We start from the raw sequence: 16442 nt of genomic DNA, 5'->3' as shown, positions 1-16442 counted from the left end.
CCGGCACCCGGACCACGGCTCAGATCCGGGCCAGCGCCTTGCGCAGCGGGTCGAGCCCCAGCGAACCCAGGTCGAGCGCCTGGCGGTGGAACTCCTTGAGGTCGAAGTCGGCGCCCTTGCGGGCCTTCGCGTCCTCCCGGGCCTGCAACCAGATCCGCTCGCCCACCTTGTACGACGGCGCCTGCCCGGGCCAGCCCAGGTAGCGGTTCAACTCGAAGCGCAGGTTCTCGTCCGGCACCCGGCAGTGCGCCCGCATGAACTCCCAGCCCAGCTCCGGCGTCCACCGCTCGCCCGGGTGGAAGCCGAACGGGTTGTCCTTCGGGATCTCCAGCTCCAGGTGCATGCCGATGTCCACGATGACCCGGGCCGCGCGCAGCGCCTGCCCGTCGAGCATGCCGAGCCGGTCACCCGGGTCGTCGAGGTAGCCCAGCTCGTCCATCAGCCGCTCCGAGTAGAGCGCCCAGCCCTCGCCGTGCCCGGAGACCCAGCACAGCAGCCGCTGCCAGCGGTTGAGCAGGTCGGCCCGGACGGCGGTCTGGGCGACCTGGAGGTGGTGACCCGGCACGCCCTCGTGGTAGACGGTGGTCACCTCGCGCCAGGTGGAGAAGTCGGTGATGCCCTGCGGCACCGCCCACCACATCCGTCCCGGGCGGGAGAAGTCCTCGCTCGGACCGGTGTAGTAGATGGCGCCGTCGCTCGTCGGCGCGAGGCAGCACTCGATCCGGCGCACCTGCTCGGGGATGTCGAAGTGGGTGCCGTTCAGCTCGCTGACCGCCTTGTCGGCGAGCGCCTGCATCCAGTCCCGGAACGCCTCCTTGCCGCGTACCGTCCGCGCCGGGTCCGCGTCGAGCACGCGTACCGCGTCGTCGACCGAGGCGCCACGCCCGGCGATCCGCGCGGCCACCGCCCGCATCTCGGCCTCCAGCCGGGCCAGCTCGGCGAAACCCCAGGCGTACGTCTCGTCCAGGTCGACCTTCGCGCCGAGGAAGTACTGCGAGGCCAGTTCGTAGCGCTCCCGCCCGGCGGCCTGCTTCTCCCGCCCCACCGGCGCCAGCTCCGTGCGCAGGAACTGCCCGAACTCGGCGGTGGCGGCGGTCGCGGCGGCGGCGCCCTTGCGCAGCTCCGCGCCGAGCGCGCCGTCGGCGTCGATCCGCTCGACCAGCCCGTGGAAGAAGTTGTCGCCCTCCGGGTCGACCCAGACGTCGCACTGCTTGGCGACCTCGACGAGCTGCACCCGCGAGCTGACCCGTCCCGCGGCGGCGGCCTCGCGCAGCGTGCGCTTGTAGCCGTCCAGCGCGGACGCGAAGCGGTTGAGCCGGGCGGCCACGTTCGCCCGGGCCTGTTCGCCGTCGGTCGGCATCAGGTCGAAGACCATCCGGATCTCGTGCAGCCCGCTCGCGATCACGTTGACCTCGCTGCCGGTCTCGCCCGCGTCGTGGCGGGCCAGCTCCAGGCCGAGGCGCTCCTGCATGGCCTCCTGGGCGGTCCGCTCCGCCTCGGTGTCCGGCTCGGTCACGTCGAGTTCGCCGAGCGTGCGGCGGGCCAGCTCGGCGCGGGCCGCGTAACCCTCGGGCGACAGGTCGTCGAGCTGGTCGTCGTAGCCGGCGATGCCGACGTAGGTGGCGCCGGTCGGGCTCAGCGGAGCCCACTCGGCCACGTACCGGTTGGCGAGGTCATCGATTCGTCCCACCAGGCGACCCTACGTGACCCCGCATCCGGAATACCGCGCGACTTCGTCGTACCTCTGCGGCAGAGTGTCAGGGGTGAAGGTCGAGATCACTCCTGACCGCGCGCCGGTACGGAGCTGGCTGCCCGGGTTCGTCGCGCTCGCCGCCATCTGGGGTTCCAGCTTCCTGTTCATCAAGATCGGCGTGACCGAGCTGCACCCCGTGCACCTCACCCTCTACCGGGTGGCCACCGGCGCCCTGACGCTGCTCGTGGTGCTGGCCGTGCTGCGCGACCGGCTGCCCCGCGACCCCCGGGTGTGGGCGCACATGCTCGTGGTGGCCGCGTTCGGCGTCGCGGTGCCGTTCACGCTGTTCGGCTACGGCGAGCAGCGGGTCGAGTCGATGCTCGCCGGCATCTGGAACGCCACCACGCCGCTGATCGTGCTGCCGCTGGCGGTGCTGGTGTTCCGGACCGAGCGGCTGACCGCCCGGCGTGCGATCGGGCTGGGGCTGGGCTTCGTCGGCGTGCTCGTGGTGCTCGGCGTCTGGGAGGGCGTGGGCGGCGCCCACTTCGTCGGCCAGCTCATGTGCTTCGGCGCGGCGGCCTGCTACGGGCTGGCGATTCCGTACCAGAAGAAGTTCGTCGCGGGCAGCGCGTACTCCGGCCTGTCGCTGTCGGCGGCCCAGCTGCTGGTGGCGACCGCGCAGCTCGCGCTGGTCGCGCCGTTCGTCGGTACGCCGCCGTCGCCGATCGGCCTCTCCCCGCGCGTGGCGGTGAGCGTGCTGGCGCTCGGCGCGCTCGGCACCGGGCTCGCCTTCGTGATCAACATGCGCAACATCCGGCTGGCCGGGGCGAGCACGGCGTCCACAGTGACGTACCTGATCCCGGTGTTCGCGGTGCTCGTCGGCGCGGTGGTGCTCGGTGAGCGGATGAACTGGCACCAGCCGGTGGGCGCGTTCGTGGTGCTCGTCGGCGTGGCGGTCGCCCAGGGTCTGTTCGGGCGGCGCCGTCCACGCCCGGAGGCGGTGACGCCCGCCGTACGCGCCGCCGAGCCGGCCGCCCAGGGCTGACGCTCAGCTGCGGCCGGCCGTCCACTTCACCAGGCGGTCGGCCGTCCAGGTGTTCACCACCCGCTTCGCCGGTACGCCGCACAGCGCGGCCCGCTCGCAGCCGAAGCGCTGCCAGTCGAGCTGGCCCGGCGCGTGCGCGTCGGTGTCGATCGCGAACCTGCACCCGGCCTCCAGCGCGAGGCGGATCAGCCGCTTCGGCGGGTCCTGCCGCTCCGGCCGGGAGTTGATCTCGACGGCCACGTCGTGCTCGGCGCAGGCGGCGAAGACGGCGTCCGCGTCGAACTCGCTCTCCTTGCGGGTACGCGCCCGGTGCCCCCGGTCGCCGGGCCCGGTCACCCCGGCGGGCCGGGAGGAGACCATCCGGCCGGTGCAGTGACCGAGGATGTCCAGGTGCGGGTTGGCGATCGCGGTCAGCATCCGGCGGGTCATCTTCGCCCGGTCGTCGTTGAGGCCGCTGTGCACCGAGCCGACCACCACGTCGAGGCGGGCCAGCAGGTCCTCGTCCTGGTCGAGCGAGCCGTCGGCGAGGATGTCGACCTCGATGCCGGTGAGGAGGCGGAAGCCCTTCGGCAGCGCCTCGTTGACGGCGGCGACGTGGTCGAGCTGCTTGCGCAGCCGCTCCGCGGTCAGACCCCGGGCCACGGTGAGCCGCGGCGAGTGGTCGGTGAGCACCAGGTACTCGTGACCCAGCTCGACCGCCGCCAGCGCCATCTCCTCGATCGGCGAGCCGCCGTCTGACCAGTCCGAGTGGGTGTGGCAGTCGCCGCGCAGCGCGTCCCGCAGCTTCGCCGCCGCCTCGTCCAGGTCGGTGCCCTCGGTGGCGAGGAGCCGGCGCAGGTAGACGGGTTCCTCGCCGGCCAGCGACTCGGCCACGCAACGGGCGGTCACGTCACCGACGCCGGAAAGCTCGGTCAGCTTGCCGGTACGGGCCCGCTCGGCCACCTCGGCGGCGGGCAGCGCGCCGAGCGTCTTCGCCGCCGAACGGAACGCCCGGACCCGGTAGGTGGCCTCGTTCGCCCGTTCCAGCAGGAACGCGATCCGGCGCAGGTCGGCGATGGGATCCCGGGCACTCATGCCCTGGAACCTACGCGCATACGCCGTCCGCCGCGTGTCCCCGCGGCGCGAGTCGGTCAGCCGCCGCGGGTGGACCGGCCGGGCGAGGCCGGGCAGCCGTGCTTGCGCTGCCAGGCGGTGACCTCGGCGACCGGCGAGCGGTTGCCGCCCTTGCGCCAGGAGTTCAGATACGGAGCCGGCCAGACCACGCCCCGGCGAATCCACCAGTCGTCGGCGCCGGTGCACTTCGGGGACAGGCCGAAGTGCAGGTGGCAGACGTTGTTGGCGTTGCCGGTGCGGCCCACCTTGCCGAGCTGCTGCCCGGCGCGCACCCGTACCCCGGCCTCGACGCCGGCCGTGATCGCGCTCAGGTGCGAGCCGTAGTAGCGCACCCCGTCGTCGCCGAGCAGCGAGACGGAGAGCCCGCCGTTGTTCGGGCCCAGCGGCCCGCGCTTGTCGAACCGGTCGACGCGGCTCACCTCCAGGACCACGCCGTCGGTGACCGCCACCACCGGCTCCCCGCAGTCGGCGAACACGTCGGTGCCCGGGTAGCCGCCGTGCGTCGGGTGGTAGTCGACGTTGCCGGCCCGTACCGGGAAGACCCGCTTCACATCGGTGCGCGCCGGCGACGCCGCCGCCGACGAGGAGGCGGCCGGCGGGGTCGGCTCGGCGGGCTGCGCGGCCGTCGCGACCGGGCTCGGTTCCTGCCACCTGTCGGCGCGCCCGGCGGGGGCGCCGCACCCGGCGGCGAGCGCCGCGACGAGCAGCAGGACCGGGTACGCCGGCAGCGTGCGGCGTCCGATCGATGGCGAGCGCATCCGGTCATCCTGACAGACCACTACCGTAGGGACGAATGCCGAACGCGGGACGGACGGTCCGGGAAAGGGGGCGGCGGTGACGCACGGATGGCACGGCGGACCCGAGGGGACCGGTCCGGGGGCGTTCCCGCCACCGCCGCGTTCGCCCTCGGGGCTGTTTCCGTCGAGCACGTCGATGCGGCCCAGCTACCGCGAGCCGTACCCGATCACCGGCGCCGGTGTCGCGGTCGGCGCGCTCGTCGCGTTCGCCTGGTTGCTGTTGTTCGGGCTGGTCGGCGGCGGCGTGGCCGGTTACGCCTGGTGGACGCTGCTGGCCGGCGGCCTGGCGTGGCTGGCCGCCGCGGTGCTGGTCCGCCACGGCGACCGGGGGGTGGCGACGGGCGTCGCGATCGTCACCGCGGGTGGCTGGAGCATCGCCGCCGCGATCGTCGCGACCCGGTGGGCGCAGACCGGAGACTGGCCGCTCTGGTGACCTTCGGTGCCGGTTTCGCTGCGTAGCGAAGGCCACCTTGACGTACGCCTGAGGACGGTCCACCCTCGCGGTATGGCCTGGACCACACCGCCGCGGCTCGACCCCGAGCGGAGCCGCCGTCGCCTGCAACTCCTCGCCGAGTTGGCCGGTGCCCGTGCGGTACAGCAGCGCCAGCGGCCGCAGCGGGTCCGCACCGAGCGGCTGCGCCAACTGATCGCCACCCGCCGGCGCGTCGTCGGCTGACCGGATTTCTCTTCAGGAACGGCCGGCCCATACGGGGCGTTGACCGCTCGCCTGCCGACCCGACCGGTTAACGTGCATCGCGTGACGTATCGGCGTGCTGCCGAGGCCAATTTGGGGGGACCGTGTCGTACTTCGCTGCTGCCGTGGCGCGCGTCGACGGCGGCTGGACCGCGAGTGAGGTGAGCCTGCGGGGCGTCACCGACATCGAGGAGGTGGCCGACCGGCTGCGCGACGTCGAGCCGGACGCCGACCTCTCACTGCTGTTCGTCGAGGCCGACGACACGTACCTGGTCGTCCTGCGCCTGGACGAGGGGGAGGACCTGCGGGTCTTCGGCTCGGACTCGGCGTACGCGGAGGAGTCCCGGCTGGGCGCGCTGCTCGTCGGTGACCTGAAGACCTCGGTGACCGGCCTGGAGGAGGTCGACGAGCCGCGCGCCTCCGGCGACGACGACACCGAGCAGCCCGCTGTGGACCCGGAGGCCGACCCGGTGGGCGACGCGGACCTGCTCGCCGACCTGGGCATTCCGGCGCAGAAGCTGCTGGCGCTCTGCGCGCACGAGGGCGCCATGCCGGCCGACGTGACCGCCGAGATCTGCCAGGTGCTCGGCTGCGTGGACGAGGTCGAGGAGCTGCGTGAGGTCTGAGCCCGGGGACTCCCTGACGCCCGGCGCCGCCGAACCCGCCGACGCGACCGATCCGGCGCTGGAGACCGTACGGCCGGGGCAGCCCACGCCCGGCCGGGCCGCGCGTGCCGGTCCGGGCGCGGACGAGGCGCTCGCCGACCCGGGTGCGGTCGGCCGCCGGCAGCGGCACGAGCTGTGGATGCGCCGGGCCCTGGAGGTCGCGGTGACCGGCCCGGACGACGCCACCCCCGACGCCGACGACGTGCCGGTCGGCGCGGTGCTCTACGGCCCCGACGGCGCCGAACTGGCGATCGGGCGCAACGAGCGGGAGCTGACCGGCGACCCGACCGCACACGCCGAGGTGCTGGCGCTGCGCCGGGCCGCGCACCGGCTGGGCCGGTGGCGGCTCGACGACTGCACGCTCGTCGTGACGCTGGAGCCGTGCACCATGTGCGCGGGTGCGATCGCGCTGGCCCGCGTTTCGACAGTGGTGTTCGGCGCCTGGGAGCCGAAGACCGGCGCGGTCGGGTCGCTCTGGGACGTGCTGCGCGACCGCCGCGTCACGCACCGCCCGGAGGTGTACGGCGGCGTGCTGGAACACGAGAGCGCGGCGTTGCTGCGCGCGTTCTTCCGCTGAGGGCTCAGGCGCTTGCCGGCGCAGGGCGCAGCAGCGTCGCGGCGATTGCGCGGCCGACCTCGGTCCAGGCGGTCGGGCGCAGCGTGGCCGGGTCCAGCCGGACGATCGACCGGGTGCCGGTGGCGTGCACGGTGGTGCCGTCGGTCGAGCGGAACTCGAAGGCGTACTGGGCGCTGCTGGTGCCGAAGTGTTCGAGCCAGAAGTGCACAGCCACAGTGCCGACGCCGATGATCGGCGCCTGGTAGGTGATGGTGAACTCGCGGACCGCGTGGAACACGTCGGGGGCGGCGTGCACGTCGCCGCGGAAGACGACGCCGCGCTCGGCCCAGTAGGGCGTGAGGGCGCGCTCCAGCAGCACCGCGTAGCGGGCGTTGTGCAGCAGGCCCATGGCGTCGAGGTCGTCGAAGTGCACCGGCACGTGCGCGACGTGCCCGAACTCGGCGGCCTGCCGGTCGACGGTGGCGTGGCTCATGACTGGCCTTCCGGTAGCAGGGTCGGATCCGGGCAGAGCGCCCGCAGCCGGTTCAGCAGGCCCTGGCGGGCATGCCGGTAGGTGGCGTCCGGGTCGAGCAGCCGGGACCGCATCGCCGCGCTGATCCCCAGCGCGTCGATCTCGTACGCCAGCAGTGGCACGTCCAGGTCGGCGGGAAGTTCGCCGAGGTCGACGGCCTCCTGGACGAGGCGTTCGAGGATCGCGGTCCACCTGCCGAACGCCTCGGCGAGCCGGTCCCGGACCGGGCCGGGACGGGCGTTGTACTCGAACTCGGTGTTGGCGAAGAAGCAGCCGCCGGGCAGTACCCGGGCGGCGTAGAAGTCGATGCGGGCCTCGTGCAGCGCGCGCAGCCGGCGGACACCCGGTGGGGCGTGCAGGGCGGGCGCGAGGATCCGCTCCTGCCACTGCGCGACGGCCCGGTCGACGGTGGCGAGTTGCAGCGCCTCCTTGGATCGCCAGTGCGCGAACAGGCCGGACTTGCTCACCTCCAGCCGGTCGGCGAGCTGGGCCAGGGAGAGGCCGTGCAGGCCGACCTCGGTGGCCAGCGCCACGGCGGTGTCCAGCACCGCGGTGCGGGTGCGGTCGCCACGGGCGACGCGGCCGTCGGAGGTCATGCGGTCAGCGTAGAGGAAATAAGCACGACCGGTCGTATTTATTTTTGTGACGCGGGTAACGCGAACCGCCCCGCCACCTTGCGGCGACGAGGCGGTCCAGGGTCGATCAGGTCAGGCGATGATGGTGTCCAGGGCGATCTCGACCATCTGGCCGAACGTCTGCTCCCGCTCCTGCGACGTGGTCTTCTCGCCGGTCTTGATGTGGTCGCTGACGGTCAGGATGGTGAGCGCGCGGGCCTTGAAGCGCGCCGCGATCGTGTAGAGCGCCGCCGACTCCATCTCCACCGCCAGCACGCCGTAGTCGGCGAGCCTGTCGTACAGGTCCGGCCGGTCGGTGTAGAAGGCGTCCGCCGCCAGGATCGGCCCCACCCGCATGCTGATGCCGCGCCGCTCGGCCACCTCGACCGAGGTACGCAGCAGCCCGAAGTCGGCCACCGGGGCGTAGTCGATCAGCCCGTCGAAGCGCATCCGGTTCATGTTCGAGTCGGTGGACGAGCCGATCGCCGCCACCACGTCGCGCAGCTGCAGATCCTCGGTCAGGGCCCCGCAGGAGCCGACCCGGATCAGCGACTTCACGCCGTACTCGTTCACCAGTTCGTGGGCGTAGATCGAGGCGGACGGCATGCCCATGCCGGAGCCCTGGACGGACACGTCAACGCCGTTCCAGCGGCCCGTGAAGCCCAGCATGCCGCGCACCGTCGTGTAGCAGCGGGCCCCCTCCAGGTAGGTCTCCGCGATCCACTTGGCCCGCAGCGGGTCGCCCGGCATCAGGACCCGCTCGGCGATCTCTCCCGGCTCAGCGCCGATGTGCGTACTCATGGCAAAGATCCTGCCAGGCCGGGCCGAGGGATACCGGTTCGGCGTCCAAGCCGGTGGTCCTGTACCCTCGTCGGCGGTGGCGTGTCCGAGCGGCCTAAGGAGCACGCCTCGAAAGCGTGTGAGGGTTTACGCCCTCCGCGGGTTCAAATCCCGCCGCCACCGCTCGTGAACAGCGAGAACGCCCGGTCGATCCCCGAGGATCGGCCGGGCGTTCCGCTTGTGGTCTCAGTTTCGGTCTCAGTTGGGGTCCATCGGCGCCCGACCCCGCCGCCTGCTGCTTCGGTCGTCCGTGCGGCTAGTCCGGTCGAACGCGCTGCCCTCGGCCCTGTGAGGCGTTGTACGGATGACATAAGCCATCTCACACCCGTATGGGACGTGACGGTAGGTGACCCTTCCGTGCCGTACGGATGTTCGACAAGATGTCTGATCAGAGGAGGTGATGACGTGGCGGATCGTAGTTCCATCGAGTGGACCGAAGCTACGTGGAACCCTACGACCGGGTGTGATCGCATCTCCGCGGGTTGCGACAACTGCTACGCCCTGGCCCTGTCCAAGCGCCTGAAGGCCATGGGCTCGGCTAAGTATCAGACTGATGGCGATCCGCGAACGTCTGGGCCGGGATTTGGCGTGGCGGTCCATGCGGACGCGTTAGACGTCCCGCGTCGGTGGCGAGACCCGCGGCTCGTGTTCGTCAACTCGATGTCTGATTTGTTCCACGCCCGGGTGCCGTTGGGCTACGTGCAGCAGGTGTTCGAGGTTATGCGTGAGACGCCTCGCCATACATACCAATTGCTCACCAAGCGGGCCTCAAGGCTGGCGAAGGTGGCCGACCAACTCGACTGGCCCTCGAACGTATGGATGGGCGTGAGCGTCGAGGACGCCAGCGAGGTAGGTCGCATTGATGACTTGCGGGAAGTGCCCGCCGCCGTGCGCTTCGTCTCCGCTGAGCCCCTGCTCGGCCCGCTCCTCGATCTGGACCTGGACGGTATCGATTGGTTGATCGCCGGCGGCGAGTCTGGGCTCAACTGCCGTCCGGTGAACGCGGCATGGGTGCGAGCGCTAAGAGATCAGTGCGCCGCAGCCGGGACTGCCTTTTTCTTTAAGCAGTGGGGTGGCCGCACGCCGAAGGCCGGCGGCCGCCGTCTCGATGGGCGTGAACACTCTGCGATGCCCGCGGCTGGCTGTAGGGGTGTTCAGGAGATGGAGGCTGCCCGCAGCTGAGACGTGCAGCCCTAATCGGGAGTTCCATCGGGGCGGTTGCGATGGGACACTGATCCATGACCTTGAGTAGTCAGGAGGGCTGATGCCGGTCAGCGGTGAGGTTCCATGGCCATGTGCACCGCATACGGGTGCTAAACACGACATCTACCGCCGCTATCTTGAGAGATGGTTCCCGATCCTGCTCGCCGGCTCTAGCGCATACCCGTCGGTCACCTATGCGGAGGGCTTCTCTGGCCCAGGCGTCTACAGCGGCGGCGAAGACGGCTCGCCCGTCATCGCGATGCGGGCGCTCATTGAGAAGGTCCCGCCAACCAAGGGTGTTGCTCGCTTCGCCTTCGTCGACGACGACCAGCGCTGCGTCACGATGCTATGGAACACCCTAAGGGCCGTCTTCCCTGACCGTCCGCGGCCGGACACGGCGATGCCCGTGAAGATCGTCAAGGGGACGTGTGCCACGCACCTGGAGGCGACCCTCGACAGCATGAAGGCATGGGGTCAGCCGATCTTTGCGAACCTCGACTCCTGGGGCAACGCCCCTGTGCCGTATCGGCTTCTAAGACGTCTCGCCGCGAACGTCTCAAGCGAGGTCATCGTTACCCTGTTCCCTCAACACTTCGTTCGCTTCGTCAGCAACCTGGGCGAAGCGGCTGATGAGGTGTTCGGTGGAGACCCGAACTGGCGAACGGTCGCCGACCTGGCCCCCGCAGCAAAGAGCCGGCATATCCTCACCTGCTATCGCCAAGCACTGCACAAGGCGGGCTTTCCGTATCTACTGGACTTCGAGCTCATCCCCCAGAAGGGGCAACCTCTCTATCTCGTCTTCGGTACTCGCCACCGTCTCGGGATGCAGAAAATGAAGGACAGCCTCTGGGAGGTTGACCGTACCCAAGGCGTTGGCTTCCGCGATCCTCGGGACGAGCAGGCCGAGACGTTATTCAACCTGGATCAACCGCAGCTCGGGCCACTGACCCGACTGCTTGCTCAAAAACTTCGGGAGAGCGGACCCGTCCGAGTCCAGGAGCTGCGCGACTTCGCACTGTTTGAGACCGTCTACCGACCGGAGCATGTCATCGAAGCGTTGAAGCCGCTTCGGGACCAAGGTGCACTCAACGTCGACGGTGGGGGCCCGTTGCGGATAGCGTCATTGGTTTCGCTGGCGCCGGCACCGTCCCGCTAGGCCGTAGCCTTACCGCTCCGGTGGGGCCTGGGCTAGCACCGACGTTGCTAGCCCAGGCCCTCCTCTGCTAGTCGCCGCGGTCTTCGGCATCCCAGAGCAGGCCACCAATCTGTTGAGCGATGTCTCGCCGGACTTGAGCAGTGAGGTGCTGATATCGGGTCGCCATCGCAGAGTTGGACCAGCCCATGATCCCCATGACGGCCCGCTCGGCGACGCCGAGGATCAGCAGCACGGTGGCTGCGGTGTGCCGAGCGTCGTGCAACCGGCCGTCTCGCAGTCCCGCAAGCTTGAGCAGCCGTTTCCACTCGTCGTAGTCGGTGCGTGGATTGACAGGGCCGCCGGTCGGCGTGGCGAACAGCCAGTCACCGTCCTCCCAGAGTTGGGCGGCGGTGAGCCGCTCCTGGTCCTGCTCGTCACGGTGCCTGCGGAGCAGCGCCACCAGCTCGTCAGGGAGGCCGATGCTGCGCCGACCGGCCCTAGACTTGGTGTCGGCGGTGTCTGCTCGCACCTGACGACGGTTGGGGCAGTGTCCGCCGTGCTTCCGGCCGCACGGTGAGCGGCACCCGTGCTCCCATCTTGGCCGCTGCCGGCCGCGCCGGACGGTGAGGGTGCCAGCGTCGAGATTTACGTCCGACCAACGCAGGCCGAGGGCTTCCCCTTGGCGTAGGCCAAGGGCGAGTGCGACCGCCCACCGCACGCTATTGCGTCGGCCACGGGTGGCGGCCATAAGCCGCTGTACCTCGGCGACTGTGTACGGCTCGATCTCGCTTTCTGGCAGGCGTGGTGCCTTGGCGAGGCTGGCCGGGTTTTTGGCCAGGTGGCCCCGGCGTACCGCCTCGTTGAGCGCGGTCCGGATCGTGCGGTGCGCCTGGTGAGCGGTCGCCGGGGCGCTGCCGGTCTCCTGCATCCGGCGGTAGAAGCGCTCCAGATGCTCTGGTTCGAGGCGCTCGATCCGGTGGGCACCGAGGCCCGGGATGAGGTGCCGGTAGACAGCCACCCGGTAGCCGGCGAGGGTGTTCTCTCGCACGGCTGGGGCAGCGATGTTCTCCACCCAGTGGGAGAGCCACGTCTTCACCGTCCAGCGCTGGCCGGCCTTGCGGACTGTGCCGCTGTCTCGCTCCCGCTCAAGGAGCCGCACCTTCTTGATGACAGCGGCTTCGGTCTTTCCGCGGACGTGCCGGCGGTCTGGGGACCCGTCGTCTTTCACACCGACGGTCACCCGACCGTGCCACGAACCATCGGCGCCGAGATAGACGCTGGATGCGCCGTTCGGCTTGCGTCCCATCGGTGGCTCCTTTCGTCAGGCGGCGTGGTCGAGGTGGGTGGGTTCGGCGAGCAGGTTCTGCACGTACTCGTCGAGGCAGAAGGTGGGGACGCGGCGGAGGCGGCCGATGGTGACGGTGCGGATTTGGCCGGTTTTGATGAGGGCGTACATGGTGGTGCGGCCGATGCCGAGTCGTTGGGCGGCTTCTTCGATGGTCAGGACGACACGGTTGTCTGGCGTGGGCAAGGCTTCTCCCCGTGGTTCCGGTGGGTTGAGAGCGCCGGTGGCGGGCGTTCTCGTCGGGCGAGGGTCAGTTGCTAGATGCAGCAGGCGTATCGACGGTGACCGTTAGAGCGGCCCGCTGCGGGCGCCGTGGGGCCAAGATTTCGGGCGGGCCGGGGTGATGGCATGGGTCGGTGCGGCTCAGGGGCTCTCAGCGGGCCGACCTACGCGGGTTGGTAGCGGTGGTCGGTGCTCGTTGTGGGAGGGGCTGAACCATCTCCGCATCTCCGCATCTCCGCAAACATGGCTGTGAGCTGGGCGAATGCTTGCGGAGATGCGGAGTGCCGTTGACCGGTCATCTCCGCAATCGGGGTTCATCTCCGCACGAGGTTGCGGAGATGCGGAGATCGAGGATTCCTGATGCTCTGATCTCCGCAGAGTGTTTCCGCTGGTGGTGGCGGGTTGGTGCGGCGTTGCGGAGATGCGGAGATGGTTCAGCGGTTTTCATCCGTCGTGGTGCTCGACCCAGAAGACGGCCCGGTCGCCTCGGTCGTTGCGGCCGGCGCGGATGACGTGGTTGCCGCGCCAGCGTCCGGCCTGTCCGGTGAGCATCCGTCCGAGTTGCAGCGGGTTGGGTAGGCGGCCGTTGTGGGTGGTGATGAACTGCCCGTCCCACGGATCGTGGATGTCGCTGCCGAGCTGCACCGGCTCGGCGTCGCGGCGCAGGTCGGCGGCGGTGATTGCACGGCCGCCGTGGCGGTCGTGCCAGGTGGTGAGGAACGCGCGCCAGCGCGTTTCGTCTTCATCGATCTCGCGGATGTCGGCGGCGTTGGTGAGGAACCCGTCGATGCCGTGGTGGTGCAGGAACCCGCCGAGGGCTTGCGCCCACGGGGTGAACTGCCGCATCGACAGCCCCGACACCCTGGGCGCTCCTTGGCGGGTCCAGTCGAGGACGAGGACCAGGAGGTGCCACAGGACGGTGAGCTGGTTGGTCGGGTCCGTAATCCACTGGTCGAGGTGCGGGATACCGAACCCGGTTTGGTCGCGGAGCTCGGGGCGGGGCATGTCCGGGTCGAGATGCACGCGGACGGTGCGGCTCGCCATGTCCCCGCCGACTTGCAAGTTGTTGCCGGTGGCCATCCACAGCCGGTCGTTGACGGTGGCGATGTTCCGCGACGCCCCGAGCTGCCGGTCGGACCAGACGCCGCTGGTGACGAGTTGGGCGAGCACGGCGGAGTCGATGACGCTGCCCTCGGCGAGGTTGTCCCAGATGACCACGCCGACCTGCTCCGCGAGAACGGCGGTGATGGACTTGCGCAGTTCCTCATCCGAGTAGGCCCAGGTCATGACGCGCTGGCCGTAGAGCATCCCGGGGCCGGCGGTCAGGATCGTCTTGCCGGATGACGGCATGGTGGCGTCGATCAGCGCGAACGGCGTCAGAGAGCGGGTGAAGTGCCGCAGGATCGGCGTGGCCAGCAGCGCCACGTAGTTCGCCCGGTCAGCCGCGCTGGCCCACGGGAAGTCGCGCAGGAACCGGCCGAGCAGGAACGTGCGCGCCTCGGCCACCTGCTCGGCGGTGGGCTCGTCGGGCACTGGGGGCAGGGCGACTTTGGAGGCGAGGTAGAGGCCGGTGGCCTTGTCATAGCCGGGCTGCTGCAACAGGGTGCCATCGCGGCGCAGCACGGGTGCGCCGATGATGCCGCGCAGCGGCGCCACACCCGGCCACGTCTTCCCCGCCAGCACCGAGGCGAGCGTGTCCCGGGGCGGGGTGACCTCTTCCTCGAACACCTCCGGGTCGCCGGTGTCGCTCTTGCGGGTCTTGAGCCGGTACACGTAGGCGTGCTCGGCGAGCAGCCCTGCCAGCCCGGCCGGCGTGACCACGCTCGCCGACACCGGCAGCGGCGAATCCTCATCAGCGGCGGTGGCCAGGCCGCCCGAGACGGCTTCCATATGCACCAGCGACCCGGCCGACACGTAGGTGTCGGGCAGCAGCCCATCGACCAGGGCCGCTTTGAGCACGCGGATGGTTTCCGGGCCGGTGCCGATCTGCAACCGAGTGCCGCTCATGCCACCCTCCCCAGGTCGGCCAGGTAGCGAGGCTGCCGCGCACCGACCCGCAGGCCGGACGCGATCGTCCGGCTCACTTCGCCAGGCCGGAGACCGAGGGACAGGGCGACCGGTTCCAGAACGGCGGTCACGTCGTCGTCGGTGAGCGCGCCCCCGGCGGCCAGCTGGCCGAGCGCCACGGCCGAGGCGAACAGCGCGTGATTGCGCTGGCCCTCGGTGGCGGCGGCGAGGTGGGCGACCTGGCGGCGGATCGCGGCAGCGACGTACCGGCCGTGCCGGTCGGCCGGCAGGGTCACCGCGGCTTCCGGCCGGACCGGGCGAGGGGCGGGGGCGAGCAGCCCGGCCACCCATTCGAGCAGCGGCCGGGGCTCGTGATCCAGGGCGACAGAGTACGGGCGGCCGTTGACCGTTGACCCGGCGGCGACGACGTAGCCGCCGTGGGCGCGGGTGTCGACCTTCCACCCGAGGCCGCCCCGGTCGCCGGTGGTGTTGCGCAGGGCCGGGCCGCCGGTCGGGTGGCGGTAGTAGAGGTGGGTGCCGCCGCTGCCGGTGCCCACGGTGTAGGTGGCGTCGATGCCGGTGCGGGGAGGGGCGTCCGGGCCGAACCCGTCGAACGGATCGACGGGGGTGCCGTTCCGGACGGCGAGGGTGGCAAACACGTCCCACCCGTCGCACGCCCCCGCCCACTCCTCGGGTGGGGTGTCGCCCGCGTGCTTGGGCACGTCCAGGTCGACCACCACCAGACCGGACGGGCCGCACGCGATGCCGATGCCGTAGGGCCGGCTCGACCATGCGCGGCGGATGCGGTCGGGGTTGGTGGTGGCGCGCTGCTCCCAACCGACGTGGCCGGTGCGGCAGCGCGGGTCGCGGCCGGTGCAGTCGTCGGCGGTGTGGTCGGGGAACGCGGGTCGCTTGTCGTCGGGCCGCAGGGGGAAGACGTGCCAGCCGCGCGCGGCGTGGGCGAGCGCGGCGGCGAGCAGGTCAGACATGGGGAGCTCCTGTTCAGGGTCGAGCCGAGGGCCGGCGGTCAGGCGGGCCGGCGGTGGGCGCGGGCGGCGTCGAGGTCGATCAGGGCGCCGCGCGAGGTGTCCGGGGCGCGGGTCGGCTGTCTGCCGGTGGCGACGGTGAGGCGCAGGTAGAGCCGGTGGCGGCCGGCGTCGGCACCGGTCAGCGGCCGCCGGGTGCCGTGCTGAACCACCCGTCCGGCGGCGGTCAGGGCGGCGGTGGCGGCATCCAGCTCGGCCTGCGTGCCGGTCAACCACACTTCGAGGCCGCCGGTGAGATGCGGGTCGCGGGGCGATGCGCCATCGCGGCGCGGCGCGGGCATCACGCGGCCCGCCTCGGTCGAGGTCGGGCGGCGATCGCGGCGCGGGTGACGGCCTGGCGCAGGTCGCCGAGCAACCCGACCAACTGTCGGCGGGCGGGCAGCTCGGCAGCGGCCAGGGCGACGCGGACGCGCACCTCGGCGTGCTCGCGGCCGGTGGCGGTGCGGACGCGGACCAGGACGGCGCGGCCGTGGCCGGGCAGGTCGACCACGATCTCGTCGGAGCGGTGCTCACCGAGGCCGCAGCGGTGACCTCCGGCGCACCAATCGGTGTGTGGGTCGGGGTTGCGGCGATTCATCGGGTGCCGGCCCGGTACTCGTCGCGGACGAGTTCGATGACGCGGCGGCCGACGCGCACCCGCTTGCCGGTGCCGGCGCAGCGGTGGCACTCCCGCTTGAGCCGGAGGATGAGGCCGCGTCGTTCTCCGGTGCCCTTGCAGCGGCGGCAGGGGCCGAACGGCACGGCGTAGCACTTGATCAGATAGAACGCTGCGTAACCGAGGATGGTCAGGCTAGCTAGCGCGGCGATGGTCAGCATGAAACGCCTCCACGGGCCGTTTTGAGGGTGCGATCAGCCGACGCCGCTAGGTGATAGGGCGCTGGCCAGGGTTTTGATGGGTCGCTAGCGGTGCCGCTAGGTCTAGCGGTGGGTGCCGC

At 71.0% G+C, this 16442-nt stretch carries 20 protein-coding genes and 1 tRNA gene; 8 read left to right on the top strand and 13 right to left on the bottom strand.

All coding sequences use genetic code 11. The features are described 5' to 3' along the window. Window positions 1-19: 19 nt before the first annotated feature. A complete protein-coding gene (locus tag GA0070562_RS23410) occupies window positions 20-1690 on the bottom strand; it encodes a DUF885 domain-containing protein (protein WP_091425984.1) in 1671 nt (556 codons plus the stop codon). Between the two features lie 73 nt (window positions 1691-1763). Between GA0070562_RS23410 and GA0070562_RS23405 the strand changes: the two genes are divergently transcribed. After that, window positions 1764-2738, top strand: coding sequence for a DMT family transporter (locus tag GA0070562_RS23405; RefSeq protein WP_175438846.1), 975 nt, complete (start codon window positions 1764-1766; stop codon window positions 2736-2738). A 3-nt stretch (window positions 2739-2741) separates the two neighbouring features. Here GA0070562_RS23405 and GA0070562_RS23400 read toward each other — a convergent pair whose 3' ends face one another. After that, window positions 2742-3812 (bottom strand): PHP domain-containing protein, encoded by a 1071-nt coding sequence (locus GA0070562_RS23400; protein ID WP_091425981.1) that lies wholly within the window; start codon window positions 3810-3812, stop codon window positions 2742-2744. 56 nt (window positions 3813-3868) lie between these two features. Next, window positions 3869-4609 (bottom strand): M23 family metallopeptidase, encoded by a 741-nt coding sequence (locus tag GA0070562_RS23395; protein ID WP_091425979.1) that lies wholly within the window; start codon window positions 4607-4609, stop codon window positions 3869-3871. Window positions 4610-4784: 175 nt separating this feature from the next. Here GA0070562_RS23395 and GA0070562_RS23390 point away from each other — a divergent pair, with 175 nt between their 5' ends. From GA0070562_RS23390 to GA0070562_RS23380, 4 genes are all read left to right on the top strand, one after another. Next, the gene (locus GA0070562_RS23390; protein WP_091425977.1) at window positions 4785-5081 is read left to right on the top strand and encodes a hypothetical protein; all 297 of its coding nucleotides are present in this window, start codon (window positions 4785-4787) and stop codon (window positions 5079-5081) included. A gap of 72 nt (window positions 5082-5153) precedes the next feature. Continuing rightward, window positions 5154-5324: a hypothetical protein gene (locus GA0070562_RS30375; protein WP_175438845.1), complete on the top strand. Its 171-nt coding sequence runs from the start codon at window positions 5154-5156 to the stop codon at window positions 5322-5324. A gap of 122 nt (window positions 5325-5446) precedes the next feature. Continuing rightward, window positions 5447-5968: a tRNA adenosine deaminase-associated protein gene (locus tag GA0070562_RS23385; protein ID WP_091425975.1), complete on the top strand. Its 522-nt coding sequence runs from the start codon at window positions 5447-5449 to the stop codon at window positions 5966-5968. Between the two features lie 172 nt (window positions 5969-6140). Further along, a complete protein-coding gene (locus GA0070562_RS23380) occupies window positions 6141-6584 on the top strand; it encodes a nucleoside deaminase (protein WP_336624796.1) in 444 nt (147 codons plus the stop codon). A gap of 4 nt (window positions 6585-6588) precedes the next feature. Here the strand turns inward: GA0070562_RS23380 and GA0070562_RS23375 are convergent, their stop codons facing one another. The 3 genes from GA0070562_RS23375 to deoD all read right to left on the bottom strand — a co-directional run bounded on the left by GA0070562_RS23375 (window position 6589) and on the right by deoD (window position 8510). Then, on the bottom strand, window positions 6589-7056 hold the full coding sequence (locus GA0070562_RS23375; protein WP_091425971.1) for an acyl-CoA thioesterase: 468 nt from the start codon (window positions 7054-7056) through the stop codon (window positions 6589-6591). After that, window positions 7053-7691 (bottom strand): TetR/AcrR family transcriptional regulator, encoded by a 639-nt coding sequence (locus GA0070562_RS23370; RefSeq protein ID WP_091425969.1) that lies wholly within the window; start codon window positions 7689-7691, stop codon window positions 7053-7055. Before GA0070562_RS23370 ends, GA0070562_RS23375 begins: the two co-directional genes overlap by 4 nt. A gap of 111 nt (window positions 7692-7802) precedes the next feature. Next, window positions 7803-8510, bottom strand: a complete 708-nt coding sequence (gene deoD / locus GA0070562_RS23365) for a purine-nucleoside phosphorylase (RefSeq protein ID WP_013289061.1) — start codon at window positions 8508-8510, stop codon at window positions 7803-7805. A 75-nt stretch (window positions 8511-8585) separates the two neighbouring features. Here deoD and GA0070562_RS23360 point away from each other — a divergent pair. From GA0070562_RS23360 to GA0070562_RS23350, 3 genes are all read left to right on the top strand, one after another. Next, window positions 8586-8672: transfer RNA gene (locus GA0070562_RS23360), tRNA-Ser, on the top strand. 282 nt (window positions 8673-8954) lie between these two features. Continuing rightward, window positions 8955-9731 carry a DUF5131 family protein gene (locus tag GA0070562_RS23355; RefSeq protein WP_091425967.1) on the top strand — a complete coding sequence of 259 codons (777 nt, stop codon included), beginning with the start codon at window positions 8955-8957 and terminating at the stop codon, window positions 9729-9731. 82 nt (window positions 9732-9813) lie between these two features. Continuing rightward, entirely contained in the window at window positions 9814-10908 is a 1095-nt protein-coding gene (locus GA0070562_RS23350; protein WP_091425965.1) for a three-Cys-motif partner protein TcmP, read from the top strand. A gap of 67 nt (window positions 10909-10975) precedes the next feature. On the opposite strand, the gene GA0070562_RS23345 is transcribed toward GA0070562_RS23350, so the two are convergent. The 7 genes from GA0070562_RS23345 to GA0070562_RS23315 form a co-directional block, all read right to left on the bottom strand. After that, on the bottom strand, window positions 10976-12193 hold the full coding sequence (locus GA0070562_RS23345; protein WP_091425963.1) for a tyrosine-type recombinase/integrase: 1218 nt from the start codon (window positions 12191-12193) through the stop codon (window positions 10976-10978). Window positions 12194-12208: 15 nt separating this feature from the next. Continuing rightward, on the bottom strand, window positions 12209-12418 hold the full coding sequence (locus tag GA0070562_RS23340) for a helix-turn-helix domain-containing protein (protein WP_091425960.1): 210 nt from the start codon (window positions 12416-12418) through the stop codon (window positions 12209-12211). A 480-nt stretch (window positions 12419-12898) separates the two neighbouring features. Further along, window positions 12899-14461, bottom strand: coding sequence for a hypothetical protein (locus tag GA0070562_RS23335; RefSeq protein WP_091425958.1), 1563 nt, complete (start codon window positions 14459-14461; stop codon window positions 12899-12901). Continuing rightward, the gene (locus tag GA0070562_RS23330; protein ID WP_091425956.1) at window positions 14458-15450 is read right to left on the bottom strand and encodes a bifunctional DNA primase/polymerase; all 993 of its coding nucleotides are present in this window, start codon (window positions 15448-15450) and stop codon (window positions 14458-14460) included. Before GA0070562_RS23330 ends, GA0070562_RS23335 begins: the two co-directional genes overlap by 4 nt. 38 nt (window positions 15451-15488) lie before the next feature. Continuing rightward, a complete protein-coding gene (locus GA0070562_RS23325) occupies window positions 15489-15725 on the bottom strand; it encodes a hypothetical protein (protein WP_338060921.1) in 237 nt (78 codons plus the stop codon). Between the two features lie 62 nt (window positions 15726-15787). After that, window positions 15788-16084 (bottom strand): hypothetical protein, encoded by a 297-nt coding sequence (locus GA0070562_RS23320; RefSeq protein ID WP_091425948.1) that lies wholly within the window; start codon window positions 16082-16084, stop codon window positions 15788-15790. Then, window positions 16081-16323, bottom strand: coding sequence for a hypothetical protein (locus GA0070562_RS23315; protein WP_091425946.1), 243 nt, complete (start codon window positions 16321-16323; stop codon window positions 16081-16083). Before GA0070562_RS23315 ends, GA0070562_RS23320 begins: the two co-directional genes overlap by 4 nt. Window positions 16324-16442 lie beyond the last annotated feature (119 nt).

The sequence above is a fragment of the Micromonospora tulbaghiae genome, assembly GCF_900091605.1.
Classification (GTDB): domain Bacteria; phylum Actinomycetota; class Actinomycetes; order Mycobacteriales; family Micromonosporaceae; genus Micromonospora; species Micromonospora tulbaghiae.
This window is presented reverse-complemented; position numbering and strand designations above follow the sequence as displayed.

Coding starts and splice junctions, on each gene's coding strand:
- GA0070562_RS23400 (WP_091425981.1), bottom strand. CDS start 3,812: ATGAGTGCCCGGGATCCCATCGCCGACCTGCGCCGGATCGCGTTCCTG.
- GA0070562_RS23395 (WP_091425979.1), bottom strand. CDS start 4,609: ATGCGCTCGCCATCGATCGGACGCCGCACGCTGCCGGCGTACCCGGTC.
- GA0070562_RS23390 (WP_091425977.1), top strand. CDS start 4,785: ATGCGGCCCAGCTACCGCGAGCCGTACCCGATCACCGGCGCCGGTGTC.
- GA0070562_RS30375 (WP_175438845.1), top strand. CDS start 5,154: ATGGCCTGGACCACACCGCCGCGGCTCGACCCCGAGCGGAGCCGCCGT.
- GA0070562_RS23375 (WP_091425971.1), bottom strand. CDS start 7,056: ATGAGCCACGCCACCGTCGACCGGCAGGCCGCCGAGTTCGGGCACGTC.
- GA0070562_RS23370 (WP_091425969.1), bottom strand. CDS start 7,691: ATGACCTCCGACGGCCGCGTCGCCCGTGGCGACCGCACCCGCACCGCG.
- deoD (WP_013289061.1), bottom strand. CDS start 8,510: ATGAGTACGCACATCGGCGCTGAGCCGGGAGAGATCGCCGAGCGGGTC.
- GA0070562_RS23350 (WP_091425965.1), top strand. CDS start 9,814: ATGCCGGTCAGCGGTGAGGTTCCATGGCCATGTGCACCGCATACGGGT.
- GA0070562_RS23345 (WP_091425963.1), bottom strand. CDS start 12,193: ATGGGACGCAAGCCGAACGGCGCATCCAGCGTCTATCTCGGCGCCGAT.
- GA0070562_RS23335 (WP_091425958.1), bottom strand. CDS start 14,461: ATGAGCGGCACTCGGTTGCAGATCGGCACCGGCCCGGAAACCATCCGC.
- GA0070562_RS23330 (WP_091425956.1), bottom strand. CDS start 15,450: ATGTCTGACCTGCTCGCCGCCGCGCTCGCCCACGCCGCGCGCGGCTGG.
- GA0070562_RS23320 (WP_091425948.1), bottom strand. CDS start 16,084: ATGAATCGCCGCAACCCCGACCCACACACCGATTGGTGCGCCGGAGGT.
- GA0070562_RS23315 (WP_091425946.1), bottom strand. CDS start 16,323: ATGCTGACCATCGCCGCGCTAGCTAGCCTGACCATCCTCGGTTACGCA.